Source organism: Roseovarius sp. THAF27 (genome assembly GCF_009363655.1).
Lineage (GTDB): Bacteria > Pseudomonadota > Alphaproteobacteria > Rhodobacterales > Rhodobacteraceae > Roseovarius.
This window is the reverse complement of the sequence record NZ_CP045393.1, coordinates 3,601,091-3,620,664: the sequence shown is the minus strand read 5'-3', so window position 1 is coordinate 3,620,664 and position 19,574 is coordinate 3,601,091. Positions and strand designations below refer to the sequence as shown.

General features: G+C 64.5%; 22 protein-coding genes. 5 read left to right on the top strand and 17 right to left on the bottom strand.

Annotated elements, in window-relative coordinates; genetic code table 11:
• Positions 1–22: 22 nt before the first annotated feature.
• The 7 genes from FIU89_RS17950 to FIU89_RS17920 form a co-directional block, all read right to left on the bottom strand.
• Entirely contained in the window at positions 23–2,455 is a 2,433-nt protein-coding gene (locus FIU89_RS17950; RefSeq protein WP_152493856.1) for a peroxidase family protein, read from the bottom strand.
• Between the two features lie 338 nt (positions 2,456–2,793).
• Positions 2,794–3,786, bottom strand: a complete 993-nt coding sequence (locus FIU89_RS17945) for an ABC transporter substrate-binding protein (protein ID WP_368373269.1) — start codon at positions 3,784–3,786, stop codon at positions 2,794–2,796.
• Between the two features lie 29 nt (positions 3,787–3,815).
• Positions 3,816–4,661, bottom strand: a complete 846-nt coding sequence (locus FIU89_RS17940; RefSeq protein WP_152493855.1) for an ABC transporter permease — start codon at positions 4,659–4,661, stop codon at positions 3,816–3,818.
• Complete coding sequence (locus FIU89_RS17935) at positions 4,658–5,536, bottom strand: ABC transporter permease (protein WP_152494582.1); 879 nt, start codon at positions 5,534–5,536, stop codon at positions 4,658–4,660. Before FIU89_RS17935 ends, FIU89_RS17940 begins: the two co-directional genes overlap by 4 nt.
• On the bottom strand, positions 5,533–5,766 hold the full coding sequence (locus tag FIU89_RS17930; RefSeq protein WP_152493854.1) for a hypothetical protein: 234 nt from the start codon (positions 5,764–5,766) through the stop codon (positions 5,533–5,535). The genes FIU89_RS17935 and FIU89_RS17930 overlap by 4 nt, the downstream gene beginning before the upstream one ends.
• A gap of 2 nt (positions 5,767–5,768) precedes the next feature.
• Entirely contained in the window at positions 5,769–6,575 is an 807-nt protein-coding gene (locus tag FIU89_RS17925) for an ABC transporter ATP-binding protein (RefSeq protein WP_152493853.1), read from the bottom strand.
• Positions 6,576–6,717: 142 nt separating this feature from the next.
• Positions 6,718–7,044, bottom strand: coding sequence for a hypothetical protein (locus FIU89_RS17920; RefSeq protein ID WP_152493852.1), 327 nt, complete (start codon positions 7,042–7,044; stop codon positions 6,718–6,720).
• A gap of 313 nt (positions 7,045–7,357) precedes the next feature.
• On the opposite strand from FIU89_RS17920, the gene FIU89_RS17915 reads away from it, so the two are divergent.
• A complete protein-coding gene (locus FIU89_RS17915) occupies positions 7,358–7,675 on the top strand; it encodes a hypothetical protein (RefSeq protein WP_152493851.1) in 318 nt (105 codons plus the stop codon).
• A 45-nt stretch (positions 7,676–7,720) separates the two neighbouring features.
• Here FIU89_RS17915 and hydA read toward each other — a convergent pair whose 3' ends face one another.
• From hydA to FIU89_RS17905, 3 genes are all read right to left on the bottom strand, one after another.
• Complete coding sequence (gene hydA, locus FIU89_RS17910) at positions 7,721–9,184, bottom strand: dihydropyrimidinase (protein WP_152493850.1); 1,464 nt, start codon at positions 9,182–9,184, stop codon at positions 7,721–7,723.
• Between the two features lie 518 nt (positions 9,185–9,702).
• The gene (locus FIU89_RS22360; RefSeq protein WP_172978159.1) at positions 9,703–9,840 is read right to left on the bottom strand and encodes a hypothetical protein; all 138 of its coding nucleotides are present in this window, start codon (positions 9,838–9,840) and stop codon (positions 9,703–9,705) included.
• A 39-nt stretch (positions 9,841–9,879) separates the two neighbouring features.
• On the bottom strand, positions 9,880–11,130 hold the full coding sequence (locus FIU89_RS17905; RefSeq protein ID WP_152493849.1) for a Zn-dependent hydrolase: 1,251 nt from the start codon (positions 11,128–11,130) through the stop codon (positions 9,880–9,882).
• 192 nt (positions 11,131–11,322) lie between these two features.
• Here FIU89_RS17905 and FIU89_RS17900 point away from each other — a divergent pair, with 192 nt between their 5' ends.
• From FIU89_RS17900 to FIU89_RS17890, 3 genes are all read left to right on the top strand, one after another.
• Positions 11,323–11,949 (top strand): TetR family transcriptional regulator C-terminal domain-containing protein, encoded by a 627-nt coding sequence (locus FIU89_RS17900; protein WP_152493848.1) that lies wholly within the window; start codon positions 11,323–11,325, stop codon positions 11,947–11,949.
• Positions 11,950–12,080: 131 nt separating this feature from the next.
• Positions 12,081–12,548, top strand: coding sequence for a hypothetical protein (locus FIU89_RS17895; protein ID WP_152493847.1), 468 nt, complete (start codon positions 12,081–12,083; stop codon positions 12,546–12,548).
• A 203-nt stretch (positions 12,549–12,751) separates the two neighbouring features.
• The gene (locus FIU89_RS17890) at positions 12,752–12,982 is read left to right on the top strand and encodes an N-(5'-phosphoribosyl)anthranilate isomerase (protein WP_152493846.1); all 231 of its coding nucleotides are present in this window, start codon (positions 12,752–12,754) and stop codon (positions 12,980–12,982) included.
• Positions 12,983–13,060: 78 nt separating this feature from the next.
• On the opposite strand, the gene preA is transcribed toward FIU89_RS17890, so the two are convergent.
• From preA to FIU89_RS17860, 6 genes are all read right to left on the bottom strand, one after another.
• Complete coding sequence (gene preA, locus FIU89_RS17885; RefSeq protein ID WP_152493845.1) at positions 13,061–14,365, bottom strand: NAD-dependent dihydropyrimidine dehydrogenase subunit PreA; 1,305 nt, start codon at positions 14,363–14,365, stop codon at positions 13,061–13,063.
• 11 nt (positions 14,366–14,376) lie between these two features.
• Positions 14,377–15,699 carry an NAD(P)-dependent oxidoreductase gene (locus tag FIU89_RS17880; protein ID WP_152493844.1) on the bottom strand — a complete coding sequence of 441 codons (1,323 nt, stop codon included), beginning with the start codon at positions 15,697–15,699 and terminating at the stop codon, positions 14,377–14,379.
• A gap of 206 nt (positions 15,700–15,905) precedes the next feature.
• Positions 15,906–16,673 carry an FCD domain-containing protein gene (locus FIU89_RS17875; RefSeq protein WP_152493843.1) on the bottom strand — a complete coding sequence of 256 codons (768 nt, stop codon included), beginning with the start codon at positions 16,671–16,673 and terminating at the stop codon, positions 15,906–15,908.
• Positions 16,674–16,784: 111 nt separating this feature from the next.
• A complete protein-coding gene (locus FIU89_RS17870) occupies positions 16,785–17,147 on the bottom strand; it encodes a Lin0512 family protein (protein WP_152493842.1) in 363 nt (120 codons plus the stop codon).
• Positions 17,144–17,491, bottom strand: a complete 348-nt coding sequence (locus FIU89_RS17865) for a Lin0512 family protein (protein ID WP_152493841.1) — start codon at positions 17,489–17,491, stop codon at positions 17,144–17,146. Before FIU89_RS17865 ends, FIU89_RS17870 begins: the two co-directional genes overlap by 4 nt.
• 444 nt (positions 17,492–17,935) lie before the next feature.
• Positions 17,936–18,535, bottom strand: a complete 600-nt coding sequence (locus FIU89_RS17860) for a PRC-barrel domain-containing protein (protein ID WP_254701728.1) — start codon at positions 18,533–18,535, stop codon at positions 17,936–17,938.
• A gap of 185 nt (positions 18,536–18,720) precedes the next feature.
• On the opposite strand from FIU89_RS17860, the gene FIU89_RS17855 reads away from it, so the two are divergent.
• Complete coding sequence (locus FIU89_RS17855) at positions 18,721–19,104, top strand: hypothetical protein (protein WP_152493840.1); 384 nt, start codon at positions 18,721–18,723, stop codon at positions 19,102–19,104.
• Here FIU89_RS17855 and FIU89_RS17850 read toward each other — a convergent pair.
• On the bottom strand, positions 19,092–19,565 hold the full coding sequence (locus FIU89_RS17850) for a GNAT family N-acetyltransferase (RefSeq protein ID WP_152493839.1): 474 nt from the start codon (positions 19,563–19,565) through the stop codon (positions 19,092–19,094). The two genes, FIU89_RS17855 and FIU89_RS17850, sit on opposite strands and share 13 nt — an antisense overlap.
• Positions 19,566–19,574 lie beyond the last annotated feature (9 nt).

Here is a 19,574-nt window from a genome sequence, read left to right as displayed (position 1 = left end):
GAAACCCACCCTACCCGGGATGTCAGAGAAAATAATCCTCCAGTGTCAGGCTCCAGTCGTCGCCTGCGTGATACACGAGGTCGTCCTCGATGATCTGAGAGGTGAGGGTCCCGGGTGAGTCCTCGTGGATCCTGAGAATGTCGATGCCGATTTCGAAATCCGTGATCGTAGCGTGGCCCGCCTCCGCGGTCCGGAACACGAAGCGATCGCTGCCGGCCCCGCCGGTCACGACATCGTTGCCTGCGCCGCCCATCAGCAAGTCGTTGCCGTCGCCGCCGGTGAGGGTATCGTGGCCGTTGCTGCCAAAGAGCCGGTCGTGTCCCGCGCCGCCGGTCAGCGAGTCCCGGCCTTCGCCGCCAGACAGGCGGTCGTTTCCATCGCCGCCGGTCAGGGTATCGTGGCCGTTGCCGCCAGAGAGGCGGTCGTTTCCGTCGCCGCCGATCAGGGTATCGTGGCCGTTGCCGCCAGAGAGGCGGTCATTGCCGTTGCCGCCGATCAGGGTATCGTGGCCGTTGCCGCCGGAGAGGCGGTCGTTTCCGTCGCCGCCGATCAGGGTATCGTGGCCGTTGCCGCCGGAGAGGCGGTCGTTTCCGTCGCCGCCGATCAGGGTATCGTGGCCGTTGCCGCCGGAGAGGCGGTCGTTTCCGTCGCCGCCGATCAGGGTATCGTGGCCGTTGCCGCCCGAGAGGCGGTCATTGCCGTTGCCGCCGGTCAGGGTATCCTGACCATTGCCGCCGGAAAGACGGTCGTTGCCATTGCCGCCGGTCAGGATATCGTCGTCCTCGCCGCCAAAGAGCCGGTCATTGCCGTCGCCGCCCGTCAGGGTGTCTTCGCCGTCGCCGCCAAAGATCCGGTCGGCGCCCGCGCCGCCCTGCAGGTCGTCGCGGTTGTCGCGCCCCCGGAGAATGTCGTTGCCGTCCCCGCCGAACATGAAGTCGGCGCGGGCGCTGCCTTTCAGCACGTCCGCGTCCGCCGTGCCGATGCTGCGCTCCATGGCGGCGAAAACGTCGTGTTGCAGCGCCCCCACATCGGTGTTGCGCAGGATGATGTCGCTGAGGGTCGTGTCCCAGAGCGCCGCGCGCGCCGCGTCGGTGAGCCCGTCGCGGGCCTCGCTCCAGAACGGATCGCCGTCGCGCAGGCGCGAGAACTGGTCGACCACCATGATGTGGAAGGTTTCGCCCAGGAGCCCGGTTTCGAGAGGATCCTCGGCCAGGCCGCCGATCCAGGCATCGACCAGGTCGACGGAGCCGTAGACCGCGGCAAGCTTGGCCGCCAGCGTGGTGTCGGACGTGATTTCCTGAAAGGTCGTGGCCCGTGCAAGGCCCAGCGCCTCGCGCAGGTCGTTGTAGCTGGCGATGCCGAGGTCGCGGCCGCGCTGGATGTTGAGCGCGGCGAGATCGAACCCGCCCGCGCCCGGCGGGCCGAACAGGAAGGAGCGCACGTCTTCGACCACTTCGGTGTCGAGCGCCTGGGCCGCCTGGGTGGCCGCGCCGCGCAACACGTTCTCGATCAGGTCAGGCTGATCGAGCAGTGCCGGCTGGAAGAAGGCGTCGCGCAGGGCCAGCGACGGGCCGACCGTGCCGTCCTCGGCCACGCTTTGAAGGTTCGAGGACAGGAGCGTGTGTCCGAGCCGGAACACGGCGGTGGAAAACTCGACCGAGATGCCGGGGTTCACCGTCGGGTCGTAGCCGTCATAGGCGGCAATGGCGTCCGGGCCGACGAGGATCGGCAGGAATTCGTTGAAGGTGACGGTCTGAACGAGGGCCTCGACCTGGGCGCGGGCCGTGTTGAAGAGTTCGTCATCGGTCAGCGTCGGGTCGGCTGCGGCCAGTTCATCGACGATGCGGTTATGCTCACGGGTGAAAATCGTGTGCATCGAGGACAGCATCACGTTTTCCGCGGCACGCACGTCGCCGGTCATCAGCGAGTCACCGTCCAGCACGAGCCGCTGGTTCTCGTCCAGCAGCAGCTTGCCCCCGTCCACGCGCAGCGCGGCCAGCGTGGCGGCGTCGGAGCCATAGATCATGGAGGCGTCGATGAAACTGGTGATCTCGTTCGCGTAGACGCCGTCATGCTGATCGACACGGAAGAACGGGATCTGGGCGGAACCGGTGTGGTACGGGTCGAAATAGGGGTCGCCCGCGGGGACGTCGATTGGCTCGTACTTGGTCGAGCCGGCCTCGGTCAGCGAGATGTCGTGGTCGATGAACTGGCCCCAGACCCACAGGAAATCCGAAGCGCCTGCCGCGTTCTCGGTATCGGCGGATTGCGCCGCCACCGCGTTGGAGACCTCGCGGGCGCCGGGCCTGTCCGCGCCGGACATTTCGCCATTCGGGCCAAGGTCCTTCGGAGCGATGCGCAACAGTTGCGTGCCCGTCGACCCCCAGTCCGGATTCCCGGTATTCGACCCGGTCCCGTCTGCGGGCCGAGGCAGTATGCTGGCAAATTGTGACACGTGGCTTCCCCTCACCTTGTGTCGCGCTTACGACGCGCAAAACATATTCAGTGGGCGTTCAGAGCCCTAATTCATCAAAAAATGCGCAGCGAAATGGGTGCGACTCATCTGTGATAACTCACACAGTATATCACGAAACCGTGAGCGATGTTTTTCATTAACCAAGAAACTTACTGTTTACGGCGCCAGCGGTCGCGGCGCCTCGCGCAACAGCGGCTGTCGGGTCTGGCAGCAGGCCCCCCGACGACCATTGCCCGCAAGAAAAGCCTCTGGGCGTTTCGCCTGTTGCCCGGTGGGACGGCGACGGGCGAAACGCGGTCGTTTCGGAGCGACAGGCCTCAGTTCAGGGCTTCGTCCGTGATCTGGTGGGTCCAGGCGGCCTCGCCCGGGTCCTTGGTGATCACCGGGTCGGAGCCGCCCGACAGGAGCGAGTCCACCGTGCGCTGGAAATCTTCCGGGTCGAGCGCGCCGTTGGAGCCGGCGGTCAGCTTGGCGACTTCGCTCATCATCCGCTTCTGGTGCTCTTCCGTCTGCGCGCCGGTGGCGTCGTTGTCGAGCACGATCATCGCGGCCTCGTCGGGGTTTTCCTCGGCCCATTTCCAGCCTTTCATCGAGGCACGGACGAAGCGGGTCATCTTGTCGGCGAAGGTGGGGTCCTCGAGGTTTTCCTCCAGCACGTACATGCCGTCCTCGAGCGTGGCGACGCCCTGGTCCTCGTACTTGAACACCACGAGATCGTCGGGCGTGAGGCCGGCGTCGATGACCTGCCAGTATTCATTGTAGGTCATGGTCGAGACGCAGGCCGCCTGGTTCTGCAGCAGGGGATCGACGTTGAAGCCCTGTTTGAGGACGGTGACGCCGTCCTCGCCGCCTTCGGTCGGGATTTCGAGCTGGCTCATCCACGACAGGAAGGGGTATTCGTTGCCGAAGAACCAGACGCCGAGCGTCTTGCCCTTGAAATCCTCGGGGCCTTCGATGCCGGTGTCCTTGCGGCAGGTCAGCATCATGCCGGAGCTTTTGAAAGGCTGGGCGATGTTGACCAGCGGCAGGCCTTTCTCGCGGCTGGCAAGGGCCGAGGGCATCCAGTCGATAATCACGTCCGCGCCGCCGCCAGCGATGACCTGTGCGGGCGCGATGTCGGGCCCGCCGGGCTTGATGGTGACGTTCAGGTCTTCCTCTTCGTAGAAGCCCTGGTCCTGCGCGACGTAATAGCCCGCGAATTGCGATTGCGTCACCCATTTGAGTTGCAGCGTGACGTCGTCGGCGGCCTGGGCCATGCCGCCCCAGAGGGTGGCGGCGGCGAGGCCGAGGGTGGTGGTGAGATGTTTCATTGTCTTCTCCCTGTTCTGGTTTGCTTTGGTTATGTCCGGCCCCGTTGGGACGGGTGCCAGAAGGTGACGGCGCGTTCGATCAGGACGACCGCGCCGTAAAATCCCGAGCCGGCGAGGGCGGCGACGACGATCTCGGCCCAGACCAGATCCATCGCGAGGCGGCCCACCGAGGTGGAGATGCGAAAGCCCATGCCCTGGATCGGCGAGCCGAAGAATTCCGCCACGATGGCGCCGATGAGCGCGAGCGTGGTGCCGATCTTGAGCCCGTTGAAGATGAAGGGCATGGCGGCGGGCAGGCGGAGTTTCAGAAGCGTCGTCCAGTAGCCGGCGGCGTAGGTGCGCATCAGGTCGCGCTGCATGGCGTCGGCCTCGGACAGGCCCTGCACGGTGTTCACCAGCATGGGGAAGATGACCATGACGACGACGACGGCGGCCTTGGACTGCCAGTCGAAGCCGAACCACATCACGAGGATGGGGGCGAGGCCGATGATGGGAAGGGCGGCGGCGAAGTTGCCCACCGGAAGCAGCCCGCGTTTCAGGAAATCGGAGCGGTCGACGGCGATGGCCGTCAGGAACGCGGCGCCGCAGCCGAGGATGTAACCGGTCAGCGCGCCCTTGATGGCGGTCTGGAGGAAATCGCCCCAGAGGATGTTGAGGGAATTGGCGAAGGTCACGGCGATGACGCTGGGGGCGGGCAGGAGGGCGAGCTTGATGCCCAAACCCCAGACGAGGCATTCCCAGACGGCGATGAGCGTGGCCCCGAAGACGATGGGGGCGGCCAGTTGTGCGGCGGTGTTCTGCGGGTGGCGGGCTAGCTGCGTGTTGATCCACCAGCCCACGGCCCAGATGAGTGCACCTGCGATCAGCCAGCTCATGTCGCCATCCCCATGCGCTTGAGCGTGATGCGCTGGATGAGGCCGATGAGGCCCACCAGAACAGCGGCCAGCGTGGCGGCCATGATCAGCGCGCTCCAGATCTGGATGGTCTGGCCGTAATAGCTGCCGGCCAGAAGCCGCGCGCCGAGGCCCGCGACGGCGCCGGTGGGCAGTTCGCCGACGATGGCGCCCACAAGGCTGGCGGCCATCGCGATCTTCAGAGAGGTGAAGAAATATGGCATGGACGATGGCAGGCGCAGCTTCCAGAAAGTCTGGGAGCGGCTGGCATGCCATGTGCGCATCTGGTCGAGTTGCATGGCGCTGGGGCTGCGCAGGCCTTTCACCATGCCGACGACGACCGGGAAGAACGACAGGTACATCGAGATCATCGCCTTGGGCAGCAGGCCGGAGATGCCCACGGCGTTCAGCACGACGATGATCATGGGCGCGATGGCGAGGATCGGGATGGTCTGGGACGCGATGACCCAGGGCATGACGCTCATGTCCATCGTGCGGTTGTAGACGATGCCGATGGCCAGAAGCGTGCCGAGGGCGGTGCCCAGCAGGAAGCCGAGCGCGGTGGAACTGAAGGTGATCCAGCTGTGGTAGATCAGCGAGCGCTTGGAAAAGGGCCGCCCGCTGGCGATCATCGCGCCGGTGGTGTTCCACATCTCGGTCGCTACCTGGTGCGGGGCGGGAAGCTTGGGCTTTTCCTGGGACCAGGTGTCGGAGACCAATTCGGGGAAGGTCAGCGTGACTTCGGCCCGCGCGGCCTTGTCATAGGCCCAGGGCGCGTTGAGGGCGACCGCGCCGGCGTACCAGAGGGCGATGAGAGTCGCGACGACGGTGAGGACGGGGACGATGTTGCGCATCAAAGCAACCGCCAAGTGCCTCGGGGCTTTTTGGTCAGTTCCCCTCGGTCTACGAGCTGCTGGGCAGCCCAGCGCATCTCGTACTGCCAAATATAATAGTCATCTCCTGATGCTTTGAGCGCCTTCTCGTGGTGAATGTAGATGTGTTTTGCCAGTTCCTTGATAGTAGCAGAACCACCAAGAGCTTTCAGGCCATCGCGCACGATCGGAACTAAGTCATCTCTAAGCGCCATAATTAGTCCTCATAGCTTTGCCCCGCGCGAAGCCCGTCGCGGACGCGGTGGGCAATTTCGAGGAATTCCGGCGTGTCGCGGATATCGAGGGGGCGTTCGCGCGGCAGGGTGCTTTCGATCACGTCGGCGATGCGGCCCGGACGCGGCGACATGACGACGATTTTCGTCGAGAGGTACACCGCCTCGGGGATGGAGTGGGTGACAAAGCAGATGGTCTTGTTCGTCCGGTCCCAGAGGTGCAGCAGTTGTTCGTTGAGGTGATCGCGGACAATCTCATCGAGCGCGCCGAAGGGTTCATCCATCAGCAGAATATCGGCATCAAAAGCCAGCGCCCGGGCGATGGAGGCGCGCTGCTGCATCCCGCCGGACAGTTGCCAGGGGAATTTCTTTTCGAACCCCGCGAGATCGACCAGTTCGAGGACGCGGGCGATGCGGCTTTGCTGGTCGGTCTTGGAATAGCCCATGATTTCGAGCGGCAGGCGGATGTTGCCGGCGATGGTGCGCCACGGATAGAGGCCGGCGGCCTGGAAGACATAGCCATAGGCGCGGCGCTGGCGGGCCTCGGCGGGAGTCATGCCGTTGACGGAAATGCTGCCGCCGGTGGGGTGTTCTAGATCGGCCATGCAGCGCAGAAAGGTCGTCTTGCCACAGCCCGAGGGGCCGATGAAGGAGACGAAATCGCCCTTCTCGACGTCCAGCGTCACGTCCTTGAGCGCATGCACGGGCCCGTCATTGGTCTGGAATGTCAGCGACAGGTCGCGGGCGGCAATCACGGAGCTGGGGGTCGATGTGGCTTGGGCGTCTTGCATTACGGTGTCGTGTCTCCGGGCCGGGTGAATGGAACAATCTCACGCCGCAAAGCGGTGTCAAGGCGGGCCCCGGCGTCATCTGCCTGTGATGCAGGCACATGATGAAATTGCGGGCAGCGGCGCGGGCGGATGGCGGCGTGGTTCATTCGCAGGGCGCCAGGTCTTCGACCGAGCCGTCGGGCAGGGTCAGCGTGACGCCGGTGCCATCGGCGCTGCGGGTGATGCCGAGGACCTGTTTGCGGGCCTCGGCGTCGCCGGGGCAGGTGGCCATGAGCGTGCCGGTCTGCACCGCGGTGATCTGGCAGATCGCGCCGTGCAGGTTGAGGTGGCCCGCGACGATGGCGACCTCGTTTTCCTTGGTGGCCTCCTGCCCGAGAATGCGGGCGCAGCCGTCGGGGTTGCCGAGCGGTGCTGCCAGCTGGGCAGTCGCCGGGTTGGCCAGCAGGAGAAGGGCGAGGGCGAGGCGCATGGGGGTGGGTGCCCGACGGGGTTGTGATGGCGCATGGGGCTCGATCGTGAGGACCTGGTGGCTGCTGGCATCGGTCGGGAAGGTACGCGCGCGGCTTCTGGCATGGATCACAGGGTGCTGGGCCGGCTGCATTTCAGCGACCCTGCGGTTTCGGAAAGCTCGTTTCCTGCCGCACCATGCGCGATACGCCCATCGGGTGTGGTGAAAATTGACAATTCCCGGATAGGTTGATACAATTGAACATATTTTCTGATGGTATTTTTGTTTCCATTTGGGTTGCCAGCTTCGTTTCACGCCAAACAAGGGGATTACCATGAAGTATGTATTTCAATTTCTGATCGCCGTCTGCCTGATGCTCTCCACAGTCTCGTCCGTGCCGGCGCAAACCGCCAGCACCAACGACGCCAAGACGCCGACACAGGCGGCTCCGGCGAACTGTCCGGCGCCGGGGACGATTGTCTTTGACAACAGGCATGTCGAGGAAAACATCCAGAGGGCGATCTTCGGGTACGTCAACCAAGCAGTTTCAGCGGGCTGTTTTCCCTGCTGCTTTTGCTGCGGCGAGGGCGACTGCTGCGATGAATGCAAGGATAACAACAACCTTACCATCCGCCCCCCATCCAACGAGTGACGCGGTCGCGTTTACCGCTTTCCTGCCAGCAGAGAGGCCGGGTCATCAAATACCCGCCGGAATATTCAGCGGATCGCGCTCGATCATCTTGGGCGCGGTCAGCGCTTTCCATTTCGACAGCGCCTCGTGTGCCGAGGGGAAGGCGGGGCGGGGGACGAAACGGCCGCGGCCCGGCTGGGGCTGGGAGTTCTGGCCCCAGGCCCAGATGACCTCGCCGCGCGAGATGGTGTAGCGGGAATTGGCGGTGACCTCGAAGCCCTCGAACACGTTGTAGTCGAGGATCGAGTGGTGGTTGGAGGCCGAGATCGTCTTGGTGATCTTGGGGTCCCAGACCACGATATCTGCATCCGCGCCTTCGACGATGGCGCCTTTCTTGGGGTAGATGTTGAGGATCTTGGCGACGTTGGTGGAGGTGACCGCGACGAATTCATTGGGCGTCAGGCGTCCGGTTTCCACGCCGCGCGTCCAGAGCACGGGCATCCGTTCCTCAAGCCCGTTGGAGCCGTTGGGGATCTTGGTGAAATCGTCGACGCCCATGCGCTTTTGCTCGGTGGAGAAGGCGGCGTGGTCGGTTGCGACGACCTGGAGCGAGCCCGCCTGAAGGCCCGCCCAGAGGCTGTCCTGGTGTTCCTTGTTGCGGAAGGGGGGCGACATGACGCGGCGGGCGGCATGGTCCCAATCCTTGTTGAAATACTCGCCCTCGTCGAGCGTGAGAAATTGCGCCAGCGGCTCGCCGTAGACGCGCATCCCCTTTTGGCGGGCGCGGCGGATGGCCTCGTGCGCCTGTTCGCAGGAGACGTGCACGATATAGAGCGGCACACCGGCGGCATCGGCGATGGTGATGGCGCGGTTGGCGGCCTCGCCCTCGAACTCGGGCGGGCGGGAATAGGCGTGGCCCTCGGGGCCGGTGATGCCCTTGGACAGCATCTCCTGCTGCATGTCGGCCACCAGATCGCCGTTCTCGGCATGGACCATGGGCAGCGCGCCCAGCTCGCGGCAGCGCTTGAAGGAGGCGAACATCTCGTCATCCTCGATCATCAAGGCACCCTTGTAGGCCATGAAATGCTTGAAGGAGTTGACGCCCATGTCGACGGCGTCCTTCATCTCGTTGAAGATGGTCTCGTTCCAGCCGGTGACGGCCATGTGGTAGCCGATATCGGAACAGATCTGGGGGGCGGATTTGCGGTGCCATTCCTCGATTGCTTTCTTGATGGAGCCATCCGCGCCGGGCAGGCAGAAATCCACCAGCATCGTGGTGCCGCCACAGGCCGCGGCCCAGGTGCCGGTCTCGAAGGTTTCGGCCGCTGTGGTGCCCATGAAGGGCATTTCCAGATGGGTGTGCGGATCGATGCCGCCGGGGATGACGTAGGCACCTTCCGCGTCGATGGTCTCGTCGCCCTTGAGGTCCTCGCCGATCTGCTTGATCTTTTCGTCCTCGATCAGGACATCGGCCTTCCACGTGCGGTCTGCGGTGCAGACGGTGCCGTTCTTGATGACTTTGGTGGTCATTGGCTAGCTTCCTTCCTTTCCAAAGGTTTGGTATCGCCCGATCGAACTTTCCCAATCTTTTACAAAAGGCCTAACTTTGAATCCTTTAGGATAAGCTTGGCCGTCGAACATAAAGGCCGATCCTTTTCGCTTCATCTTTACTGTAATGAATTTCGCCAGCTTATTGGCGTCGTGCAAAGGCTGCCATCCTTTGTTGTAACGAACTACAGGTTCCCCGTTCGGAGAACGATATTTGAGCGAACGATGGATTGTCTTCGCCTCATAAGTTCTTCCGACCTTGGTGAGCCTGTAGATGGGTTCTTGACCAATGTGAGGCATTACAACAATGCATCCGAGGCTTGGTAAAACAGGTGAGATCCGAACTCCGCGATGCAGACGGTGCCTTTAATGATAACTTCGGTAGTCAATTAGTATCTCCCTCTTTTGAGGTTGCTAAGCCGCGTCTATATCGATGACGAGGTTATCGTATATAACTACCGAGTTTGGATTCATCCGAACTCCGCTACCCGGATTAGCGATCAAGTACTGAGCTGCTTCTTCAACTGTTCGAAATTGCACTTCATCTTGGACTTGATTGCGCCTTCTTCCTTCGCCGTCTCGTGCTCGCTCTCTAGGGAAACAGCGGAATGTTGGATGGTCGCGGCCAGCTCCTGCAACAGGATACGCTGTCCTTGCTCCATCTCGTGTGCGAATAATCACTCCACAATCTCCGCCGTCTCCACCACCGCGTGCATCAGGACGTCCGTGCCTGCGGTGGCCCAGTCCTTGGAGATCTCCTCGGCCTCGTTATGCGACAACCCGTCGACGCAGGGGCACATGACCATGGCGGTGGGGGCGACGCGGTTGATCCAGCAGGCGTCGTGGCCGGCACCCGAGACGATGTTCATGTGCGAATAGCCAAGACGCTCTGCCGCGTTGCGCACGGCGGTGACGCAGCCCTCGTCGAACTCCACCGGGTCGAAGCCGCCGGCGACTTCGAACGCCACCTCCAGCCCCATGTCGTCGCAGATCTCCGTTGCGGCGGCTTTCATCCTTGAGACCATGTCCTCGATCACCGCCTTGTCGGGCGACCGGAAATCGACCGTGAAGACGGCCTTGCCCGGGATCACGTTGCGCGAGTTGGGGTAGATGTCGATATGCCCGGCGGCCCCGACGGCATGGGGGGCGTGGGACAGGGCGATCTCCTCGACCTTTTCAAGCACGCGGGCCATGCCGAGGCCGGAATTCTTGCGCATCGGCATCGGAGTGGAGCCGGTGTGGCTGTCCTTGCCGGTGATGGTGACCTGCGTCCAGTTGAGCCCCTGCCCGTGGGTGACGACGCCGATATCCTTGCCTTCGGCCTCCAATATCGGGCCCTGTTCGATATGCAGCTCGAAGAAGGCGTGCATCTTGCGGTTGCCCACCGGCTCGTCGCCCTTCCAGCCGATGCGGTCGAGCTCGTCGCCGAATGTCTTGCCGTCGGCATCGACGCGGTCATAGGCCCATTGCTGATCGTGCACGCCGGCGAAGACGCCGGATGCAAGCATGGCGGGGGCGTAGCGCGTGCCTTCCTCGTTGGTCCAGTTGGTGACCACGATGGGGTGCTTGGTCTTGATGCCGAGGTCGTTGAGGGTGCGGATGATTTCCAGCCCGCCCAGCACGCCGAGAACACCGTCATACTTGCCGCCCGTGGGCTGGGTGTCGAGGTGGGAGCCGACGTAAACGGGGAGCGCGTCGGGGTCGGTGCCGTCGCGCCGGGCGAACATGTTGCCCATGGTGTCGAGGCCCATGGTCATGCCCGCCGCCTCGCACCAGGACTGAAAGAGCGCGCGGCCCTCGGCATCCTCGTCGGTCAGGGTCTGGCGGCTGTTGCCGCCGGCGACGCCGGGGCCGATCCTGGCCATCTCCATCAGGCTGTCCCAGAGCCGGTCGCCGTCGGTCTTGAGATTTTGGCTCGGTGCGGTCATCGCTGTCCCCCTGTCTGTCGTATCATAGCACGGGTGGACGCGATACTGGCTGCCATCCCGGTTGCCACTTTTTTACCAAATGGTAAAAGCACGATTGCGAAGCGGGGCGGGCATGTCAAGCATTGCACCCGTCGCTGGCCAATTCGGGCCGGGCGGTGCTAGATCTTCGGGCAGGGAAATGTGAGAGGCGCGATGGAAGACGGGAGGACGCCCGAGGGCGGGGCCAAGCCGAGCCGGATACAGTTGCGTAACCGCAAGCGTATCCTGGACGCGGCGCTGGACGTGTTTTCGATGCACGGGTTCCGGGGGGCGACGCTGGACCAGATCGCCGAGGCGTCGGGGTTGTCCAAGCCCAACATTCTTTATTATTTTGCCGGCAAGGAAGAGATCCATGTCACGCTGCTGAACGGGTTGATGGACACGTGGCTGGATCCGATGCGCGCCATCGATCCCGCCGGCGAACCGCTGGCGGAGATCCTGCGCTATGTGCATCGCAAGCTGGAGATGAGCCGGGCGCTGCCGCGCGAGAGCCGGCTGTTTGCCAACGAGATCCTGCAAGGCGCGCCGATGATCGGGCCCGGGCTGGTGTCGGATCTCAAGCCGCTGGTGGACAAGACCGCGGCGCTGATCGAATCCTGGGGCGCGGCGGGGCGGCTGAAACCGGTCGACGGGCGGCACCTGATCTTTTCGATCTGGGCCACGACGCAGCACTATGCGGATTTCGACGCGCAGGTGCAGGCGCTGTTGGAGGGCCGGGACGTTCACGGCGAGGCGTCCGTGTTCCTGGATGCGCTCTATCGCCGGATGCTGGCGGTGTAGCGCCCGCACGGGGGCGCGATACGCCTAAAATGCTGTCTAGATTCCCGTCGCGGGAGACCACCGCGCCATGGTATGTTGATCTTTGGGTGCGGGTGCCGGATCTAGCGATCCCTCGTGTTTGGAGTGGACACATGAACATCACAGGACCAGCCCCTGTGACCGTCCTGCCCTCGGTGCCGACCGGCGCCGGGCAGAACCTTCAGAAACTCGCCGTCAAGAGCGCCTCGGGGTCGGCGGAAAGCAGTGCGAGCGGCAACAATTCCGACAATGCCACGGGCGGCGACGGACCGCGCGCGGAGGCAAGCCTGCGGCCCGGGCGGGATGCGATATCGCGATTGCCGGCCAGGGCGTCGGGCGAAAGCGTGCTCGACGCGCGGATCAAGAGCCAAGAGACGCCGCGCGATCAACTGGTCGCGGCGCAGTATGAACTGGTCGGACGGCAGCAGGACCTGCTGCGGGCCAGCACGCGGCTGGAGCAGTCGCGCGCGGCGCGCGACATCACCGACCTGCGCGAGATGATCGCGGTTCTGAAGATCGAGATGGGTGGCGAGGACGCGTCGAACGGGGCAGAACCTTCTGCCGTCAAAGCCGGGGATTGATGCGTTATCCGACACGCCCGAATCGCGGCTGACCCGTGAGATGCCACGCACCATTCGGTCGGTGCACGCGTTTCGCATTTGGCCGATGCCGCCGGCCACAGGCGCAACGCTTCGGATGGCCCGGGGAAGCGTGGGGCGCTGCGGTGCCTGCGGGCGCAGAAGCCTTAACCTGATTTTTACCAGGATGGCGGCAGGGTCGCGGCATGACGCAGATCATTCGTCCCGTTCCCGCCGCGCCCTGGGTGGCGCAACTTTTCTCGAGCCAGTCCGCGCGCAAGGGTGCTGTCGTGCGCCGCTCGCGTCGGTGGGTGGAGCGCGAGGTCGGCCGCGACGCGTTCGAGCGCGAAGTGCGCAGGCGGGGGTTTCACCTGATTGAAACCGGCGACCAGATGATCGTCGTTTGCCATGCGGGGCCCATCCGGATCGTGTTTTGATTCCGTGCGGGTGACCCCCAGAAAATTCGTACGAATTTTCTGGGGGTTCAGATTCTTCGTACGAAGAATCTGGGGTGGTTATTCTGCGGCGCAGGTTCCCGGGTTGTTTGGGTGGGTGGTCCAGTTGGCGTAGTCGTTCTGCACCGTCTTGCCGGTCCGGGGATCGGTCGTGCCGGGGGCCAGCTCTTCCATCGTGATGCAGTTCTCGACCGGGCAGACATTGACGCAGAGGTTGCAGGCGACGCATTCGGCGTCGATCACCTCGAACGTGCGGTCCGGGGATATCGAGATGGCCTGGTGCGAGGTGTCCTCGCAGGCGGCATAGCAGCGGCCGCACTTGATGCAGAGGTCCTGGTCGATCCGGGCCTTGGTGACGTAGTTGAGGTTGAGGTGCTGCCAGTCCGAAAGGTTCGGCACGGCGCGGCCGACAAGCTGATCGGTCGAGGTGAAGCCCTTCTCGTCCATGAACTGCGACAGGCCGGAGATCATCTCCTGCACGATCTTGAAGCCATAGGTCATGGCCGCCGTGCAGACCTGCACATTGCCGGCCCCCAGCGACATGAATTCGGCCGCGTCGCGCCAGGTGGTGATCCCGCCGATGCCTGAAATGGGCAGACCGGCGAGCGAGGGCGTGCGGGCGATCTCGGCCACCATGTTGAGGGCGATGGGTTTCACCGCGGGGCCGCAATAGCCGCCATGGGCGCCCTTGCCGTCGATGGTGGGTTCGGGGGCGAAGCTGTCGAGGTTGACGGAGGTGATCGAGTTGATCGTGTTGATCAGCGAGACCGCGTCGGCGCCACCGTCCCTGGCCGCCTGGGCGGGTTTGCGGACGTCGGTGATGTTGGGCGTGAGCTTGACGATGACGGGCAGATCGGAGTGTTTCTTGCACCATTCGGTGACCTGGCCCACATATTCCGGCACCTGGCCCACAGCGGAGCCCATGCCGCGTTCGGACATGCCGTGGGGACAGCCGAAGTTCAGTTCGACCCCGTCGCAGCCGGTTTCCAGAACGCGGTCGAGGATGGATTTCCAGCTGTCCTCGTCCACGGGCACCATCAGGGACGCGATGAGCGCGCGGTCAGGGTAGTCTTTCTTGACCCGCGTCATCTCGTCGAGATTGGTTTGCAAAGGCCGGTCGGTGATCAGTTCGATGTTGTTCAGCCCCAGCAGGCGGCGGTCGGCGCCCCAGATCGCGCCATAGCGCGGTCCGTTGACGTTGACCACGGGCGGGCCTTCTTCGCCCAGGGTCTTCCAGACCACGCCGCCCCAGCCGGCCTCGAAGGCGCGGCGGACGTTGTATTCCTTGTCCGTGGGCGGGGCGGAGGCCAGCCAGAAGGGGTTGGGCGAGGTGATGCCGATGAAGTTCGTGGTCAGGTCAGCCATGTCTCGCTCCTTCAGGCGCTGAGGGTCGCGTGGATGTCTTCGGCGGCGTCGCGGCCTTGGGCCACCGCCGTCACGGTCAGGTCGTCGCCGCCCGCGGCGCAGTCGCCTCCGGCCCAGACGCCGGCGACCGAGGTGCGGCCCGGGCCGGTGACGGCGATCTTGCGGCCGTCGAGATCGGGCAGGGCGTCGCCGGCGAGCGCCTGACCGATGGCCTTAAACACCTGGTCGGCGGGGATGCGGACGGTTTCGCCCGTGGGGGTGAGGGCGTCGTCGGTATAGTCGAACTCGATCTCGCGGACGGTGCCGTTGCCGTGGAGGGCGCGGGGCGTGGCGTTCGTGATGATGCGCACGCCCTTGGAGGCGGCGAGGTCCTGCTCGAAGACGCTGGCGTTCATGCGGTCGCGGCCACGGCGATAGACCAGCGTGACGTTGAGCGCGCCCAGCAGTTTAGCCTGCACGGCGGCGTCGATGGCGGTCATGCCGCCGCCGATCACCACCACGTCGCGGCCCACCTGAAGGTCGCGCAGGTCGCTGGCCTGGCGCAGATCGGAGATGAAATCGACCGCGTCGAGCACGCCGGTCTTGTCCTCGCCGTCGAGGCCGAGCGCGTTGACGTTGCCCAGGCCGATGCCGAGGAAGACCGCGTCGAACTGATCGCGCAGGGTGTCGAGGGAAAGGTCGGGGCCGAGGGCCTTGCCGTTTTCAAGGGTGATGCCGCCGATCTGCATCAGCCAGTCGACCTCGCGCTCGGCAAAACCGTCGGCCGTCTTGTAGGCGGCGATGCCGTATTCGTTGAGTCCACCGGGCTTGGGCCGGGCGTCATAGAGCGTGACGGCATGGCCGTGCATCGCCAGACGATGGGCGCAGGCCAGACCAGCCGGTCCCGCGCCCACCACGGCGACCGACTTGCCCGTCTCGGGCGCGCGGGCGAAGGGATGCGTGCCCGCGGCCTGAAGGGTGTCGGTGGCGTAGCGTTGGAGTTGCCCGATTAGGACTGGCTTGCCCTCGGCGGCTTCGCGCACGCAGGCCTGTTCGCAGAGCGTCTCGGTCGGGCAGACGCGGGCGCACATGCCGCCGAGGATGTTCTGGCTCAGGATCGTCTTCGCGGCGGCCTCGGGCGTGCCGGTGGCGATCTGGCGGATGAAGAGCGGGATGTCGATATCGGTGGGACAGGCCGTAATGCAGGGCGCGTCGTGGCAGAAATAGCAACGATCGGCGGCCACCAGCGCCTCGTGCGGGTCAAGCGGTGGATGCAGATCGGAGAAATTGCGGGCGAGGTCGTCCTCTGACAGGCGGCCGGAGGTGATGCCGGGGGTCAGGGCGGAATGGCTCATGGAGGGCTCCAGTGGCTGTACGCTTTGGAGAAAGTATTGCACAGTTCAAAATTTTATCAATTGGTAAAATTTAGGCGGTTTGTGAAGACGGATGAAAGGGCGCTCGGCAGGGCGCGACAGGCCCTGATGTGCTTGGCGCCCGGCGCAGCGGTGGGTGAACCTGCGCATTGCGCAGAACCACCCACCCTACGATGTTCGGGAAGGGTTCACCGGCGGTTCTCGTGTTCCAGGCGCTGGCGGGCGATGTGTTCGTGGGCCTCGGCCTTGCGCTGGTCGGTCAGCGCCCGTTCGACGAAATCGAGATGTGTCTCGACCGCCGCGCGGGCCGCTTTGGGATCGCGGGCAAGGATCGCGTCGCGGATGGCACGGTGCTGGTCCAGCAGGCTGGAGCGCCTGGTGGACTGGTTGAAAATGACCTTGCGGTTGTAGAACACGCCGTCCTGCATCAGCTGGAACATCGAGCGCATCATGTGCAGCATCACCACGTTGTGGCTGGCCTCCAGTATGGCCATGTGGAACTCGGCATCGAGCCGCGCCTCGCGTTCGGGATTGGCGCGGCCCTTGGCCTGTTCCATGCGGGCGAAAGTGGCGGCGATGACCTCGAGGTCGGTGTCGGAGGCGAGCCGGGCGGCGCGTTCGGCGGCGAGGCCTTCCATGTCGCGGCGGAAGGCGATGACGTCGAAGACCGCCTCGTCATCGCTGGCGAAAAGCTCGATGAGGGCGGGAGAGAATGCGCTGCCCAGCACGTCGGCCACGAAGATGCCGGCGCCGGCGCGTGTGGTCAGCAGGCCTTTCTGCTGAAGCTCGGCCACGGCCTCGCGCAGGGACGGACGGGAGACGCCGAAGCGGTCGGCAAGCTCGCGTTCCGAGGGCAGGCGTTCGCCGGGGCGCAGGATGCCGCGCAGGATCAGCTTCTCGATCTGGCGGGTGACCGCGAGCGAGAGTTTTTCGGGCGTGACTTTCTGGAACGGCATGAGGCGCCTCGGGATTGAATTGGTCAAATCATATGACCGGAGGCGATAGGGGGCAAGCGTACCGCAAGGGGCGGGAGATCCTCGGATCACGTCCAAGGATGACGCGGCACCTTAACCGGCGGTGTAGTTGCCGGACTGGTCGGGCAGGAACGCCTCGACCGCCGCGGTGGCGATGACGATGGTGTCGCCGGTGTCGGGGTTCACCACATTGTGCCCGCCGAACGTGGCCGTGACGGTGGCGTTTCCGCGCGGAAGGCAAGTGGCGAGCGCATCCGTGTCGAGCTTGTCCGGCTCCTGCACGCCGATGGTGACCTGCACGCGCATCTGCGAGGGGTCGAGCGCGGTGGTCGCGTACATCGGGATCGCCGAGCGGCGGATGGCGGATTCGATCGCGCGGGCGGCGGCCTTTTGATAATCCATGCCGTACTGGTCGTTGCCCATGCCCATTTCGATGATGAAGCGGTGATCGGTCATTTCGCGGGCTCCAGGTTCAGGCTGACATTGATGGCGGCGTTGACGATGACGGTGGGCTCGCCGTCGGGACGGGGGACGTCGAGGCCGCCCTTGTGGGCGGTGACGGTGACCTGGCCGTAGGGGAAGACGTCCGACAAAGCGGCGGTGTCGACGGCGTCGGGGTCCGGCGCGGCGATTTCCACGTCGATGATCATCGCCTCTTTCGGTTGGCCGAAAAGCTCCGCGAGGTTGATGGAGTTGCGCCAGAGCGCGTCCTGCAACGCGCGGCGGGCGGCGGCGGTGTAATCGCGGTGGCGCAGGGACGAGCCGATGCCGAATTCGGTGAGAAGGCGCGTTTTGGGCATGTGGAGGCTCCCCTGTGTGGCGTTGGGATTTGAGTATTTTTGGAACGGTGAAATTGCAAGGCGTCATTGGATCGGCGGACGCGCTGCGGGAAAGGCGCAGGGCGGTGCACCGTCGCGCCGCCTGCGATATCGAGCTTGGGCCGTGCGCGTTTCACGCTGCCGCGGCGGAACGCGGCGCGAGGCGACAGCCATGGCGGGGCAGAGGCCCGGCATATCCCTGTGGGACGATTCGGCCGAGGAGCCGGAGAGCGGCGGGCCGATGCGGGCGACGTGGTGACGGACGTGGCCATCGTGGGCGGCGGCCATACCGGCCTGGCGACACCGGCCTGGCGACCGCGCATTGTTGTGCACCAGCTGTGGAAGAGCCTCCAGGCCCAGCGGTTGCGCAACTGCAAACCGCCGCCCGGCATGGGGCGGCGGCAAAAACACGATACGTGTCCCGGCTTAGTTCCAGAAGCCTTCGTCGACGCTGTTCATGGCCTCGATGTCTTCTTCGTTGAAGCGGGTGACGAACGTGTAGCTCATGTCGTCGACGGGGACGAGCTTGGCGTCCTTCACCGACAGCATGACGTGCTTGTCACCGATGTCGAGGAAACCGCCGACTTCGACGATGATGCCGGTCAGCTTGCCGTCCTTGGACATCACGAGATCTTCGATCTCGCCGATCTGGTTCCATTCCGAGTTGACTTCGTCATACTCGGCCATGTCCCAGCTTTCGCCTTCGTCGTTGGCTTCGTTGGTGGTGTAGACCGCGCCGCCGGTGATGTCGCGGCTGCGGATCAACTCGCCTTGCATCTGGCTCATTTCTTCGCTGGACTTGTCCCAGTCCAGGCCGCTGTCATTCATGGCGGTCTTGTCGGAATCGCCTTCGGTCTGCATGTTGCCGCTGGCGTCGGCGCTGTTGTCCGAACTGTTCATCCCGGTGCTGGACTCAACCTGCGTGTTGCCGGTGTCGGTGTCCATTTCCTCGTTCGAGTCGCTTTGCGCGAACGCGGTGGTTGCGGCCAGGGCCATTGCGATGGCTGTGCTGCCGATCAGTTTCATGATGTTCCTCCTTCGTCATATGGTATCTGCATGATCAACGCGGGGGCCCCCCGGACACGTTCCTGTGAAGGCGAGAAAAAGAATGCGCCTTTCGCATGAAACAAATCGCGGTCCCTCGCGTTACGGCGGGCGCGAAAAAGCCATTGGTTACTGTTTCTTAACCATGGATCGGCGATGATCGCGCGATGCGTCCGTTGCTCTTGATACCGCTGTCGGCCCTGGCGGCCTGCGACACGGCCAGCCCGGAATTTTCCGGTGTCGCGCCGGTCCGTATCGAGGCAGGCGCGTCGGTGTTCGATATCCGGGTGGAGGGCCGCAGGGCCGAGGCGGTCCGGCTGAACGCGCAGCCTGCGTTCCGGCTGTCCAGCGTGGGCGTGCCCGCGGTGCTGGCCATCGAGGCGGTCAGCGGCTGCCGGGTGGACCGTCTGACCGGAGACCAGGCGATGATGCGGGCGACCCTGGATTGCGGCAGTGGCGCCCCGGCGCCGCGGCGGCCCGAGACGTATCTTGAATGCGACGCCTTCGAACTGGACGCGGCGGGCGGCGAGTTGATCTGCTACCCGTTCTGAACCGTGGGCGCGGTCAGGGCCTTTTCCATGTAGACGCTCGTGGCGTTCGGGCGGTAGTCGCCGAAGATGCCGCACCGGGTGAAGCCGTGCCGTTCGTAAAGACGGATCGCGGCGTCGAGGACCTCGCCCGTTTCGAGCCGCAGAACGGGCACGTCGTCGCCGCGGGCCTCGTCCTCGAGCGCGCGCAGGATCGCGGCGCCGACGCCGCGGCCGCGGGCGGCGGGAGACGTGAACATCGACTTGATCTCGGCATAGCCGCGCTTGAACGCCAGCGCCCCGGTGCCCAGCGTTTCGGCCCCGTCCCGGGCGGCGACAAAGCAGATGCCGGGCCCGCGCAGCTCCTCCAGGTCGAGGAAATAATTGTCTTCGGGCGGAAAAAGCGCGCGCATCATGGCGTGGCTTTGTTCCAGCAGGGCGCGGGGGCCGGGGGCCTTGGGGTTGGCCTGTTCGATGATGAGCATGGCGGGGAC

What these genes read in the sequence shown, in the direction of transcription:
- FIU89_RS17860 (WP_254701728.1), bottom strand. Translation starts at nt 18,535, where the DNA reads ATGAAACTGATCGGCAGCACAGCCATCGCAATGGCCCTGGCCGCAACC.
- FIU89_RS17920 (WP_152493852.1), bottom strand. Translation starts at nt 7,044, where the DNA reads ATGCGCCTCGCCCTCGCCCTTCTCCTGCTGGCCAACCCGGCGACTGCC.
- FIU89_RS17850 (WP_152493839.1), bottom strand. Translation starts at nt 19,565, where the DNA reads ATGCTCATCATCGAACAGGCCAACCCCAAGGCCCCCGGCCCCCGCGCC.
- FIU89_RS17900 (WP_152493848.1), top strand. Translation starts at nt 11,323, where the DNA reads ATGGAAGACGGGAGGACGCCCGAGGGCGGGGCCAAGCCGAGCCGGATA.
- FIU89_RS17945 (WP_368373269.1), bottom strand. Translation starts at nt 3,786, where the DNA reads ATGAAACATCTCACCACCACCCTCGGCCTCGCCGCCGCCACCCTCTGG.
- preA (WP_152493845.1), bottom strand. Translation starts at nt 14,365, where the DNA reads ATGGCTGACCTGACCACGAACTTCATCGGCATCACCTCGCCCAACCCC.
- FIU89_RS17855 (WP_152493840.1), top strand. Translation starts at nt 18,721, where the DNA reads ATGCGTCCGTTGCTCTTGATACCGCTGTCGGCCCTGGCGGCCTGCGAC.
- FIU89_RS17925 (WP_152493853.1), bottom strand. Translation starts at nt 6,575, where the DNA reads ATGCAAGACGCCCAAGCCACATCGACCCCCAGCTCCGTGATTGCCGCC.
- FIU89_RS17875 (WP_152493843.1), bottom strand. Translation starts at nt 16,673, where the DNA reads ATGCCGTTCCAGAAAGTCACGCCCGAAAAACTCTCGCTCGCGGTCACC.
- FIU89_RS17905 (WP_152493849.1), bottom strand. Translation starts at nt 11,130, where the DNA reads ATGACCGCACCGAGCCAAAATCTCAAGACCGACGGCGACCGGCTCTGG.
- FIU89_RS17890 (WP_152493846.1), top strand. Translation starts at nt 12,752, where the DNA reads ATGACGCAGATCATTCGTCCCGTTCCCGCCGCGCCCTGGGTGGCGCAA.
- FIU89_RS17940 (WP_152493855.1), bottom strand. Translation starts at nt 4,661, where the DNA reads ATGAGCTGGCTGATCGCAGGTGCACTCATCTGGGCCGTGGGCTGGTGG.
- FIU89_RS17865 (WP_152493841.1), bottom strand. Translation starts at nt 17,491, where the DNA reads ATGCCCAAAACGCGCCTTCTCACCGAATTCGGCATCGGCTCGTCCCTG.
- FIU89_RS17930 (WP_152493854.1), bottom strand. Translation starts at nt 5,766, where the DNA reads ATGGCGCTTAGAGATGACTTAGTTCCGATCGTGCGCGATGGCCTGAAA.
- hydA (WP_152493850.1), bottom strand. Translation starts at nt 9,184, where the DNA reads ATGACCACCAAAGTCATCAAGAACGGCACCGTCTGCACCGCAGACCGC.
- FIU89_RS17895 (WP_152493847.1), top strand. Translation starts at nt 12,081, where the DNA reads ATGAACATCACAGGACCAGCCCCTGTGACCGTCCTGCCCTCGGTGCCG.
- FIU89_RS17870 (WP_152493842.1), bottom strand. Translation starts at nt 17,147, where the DNA reads ATGACCGATCACCGCTTCATCATCGAAATGGGCATGGGCAACGACCAG.
- FIU89_RS17915 (WP_152493851.1), top strand. Translation starts at nt 7,358, where the DNA reads ATGAAGTATGTATTTCAATTTCTGATCGCCGTCTGCCTGATGCTCTCC.
- FIU89_RS17880 (WP_152493844.1), bottom strand. Translation starts at nt 15,699, where the DNA reads ATGAGCCATTCCGCCCTGACCCCCGGCATCACCTCCGGCCGCCTGTCA.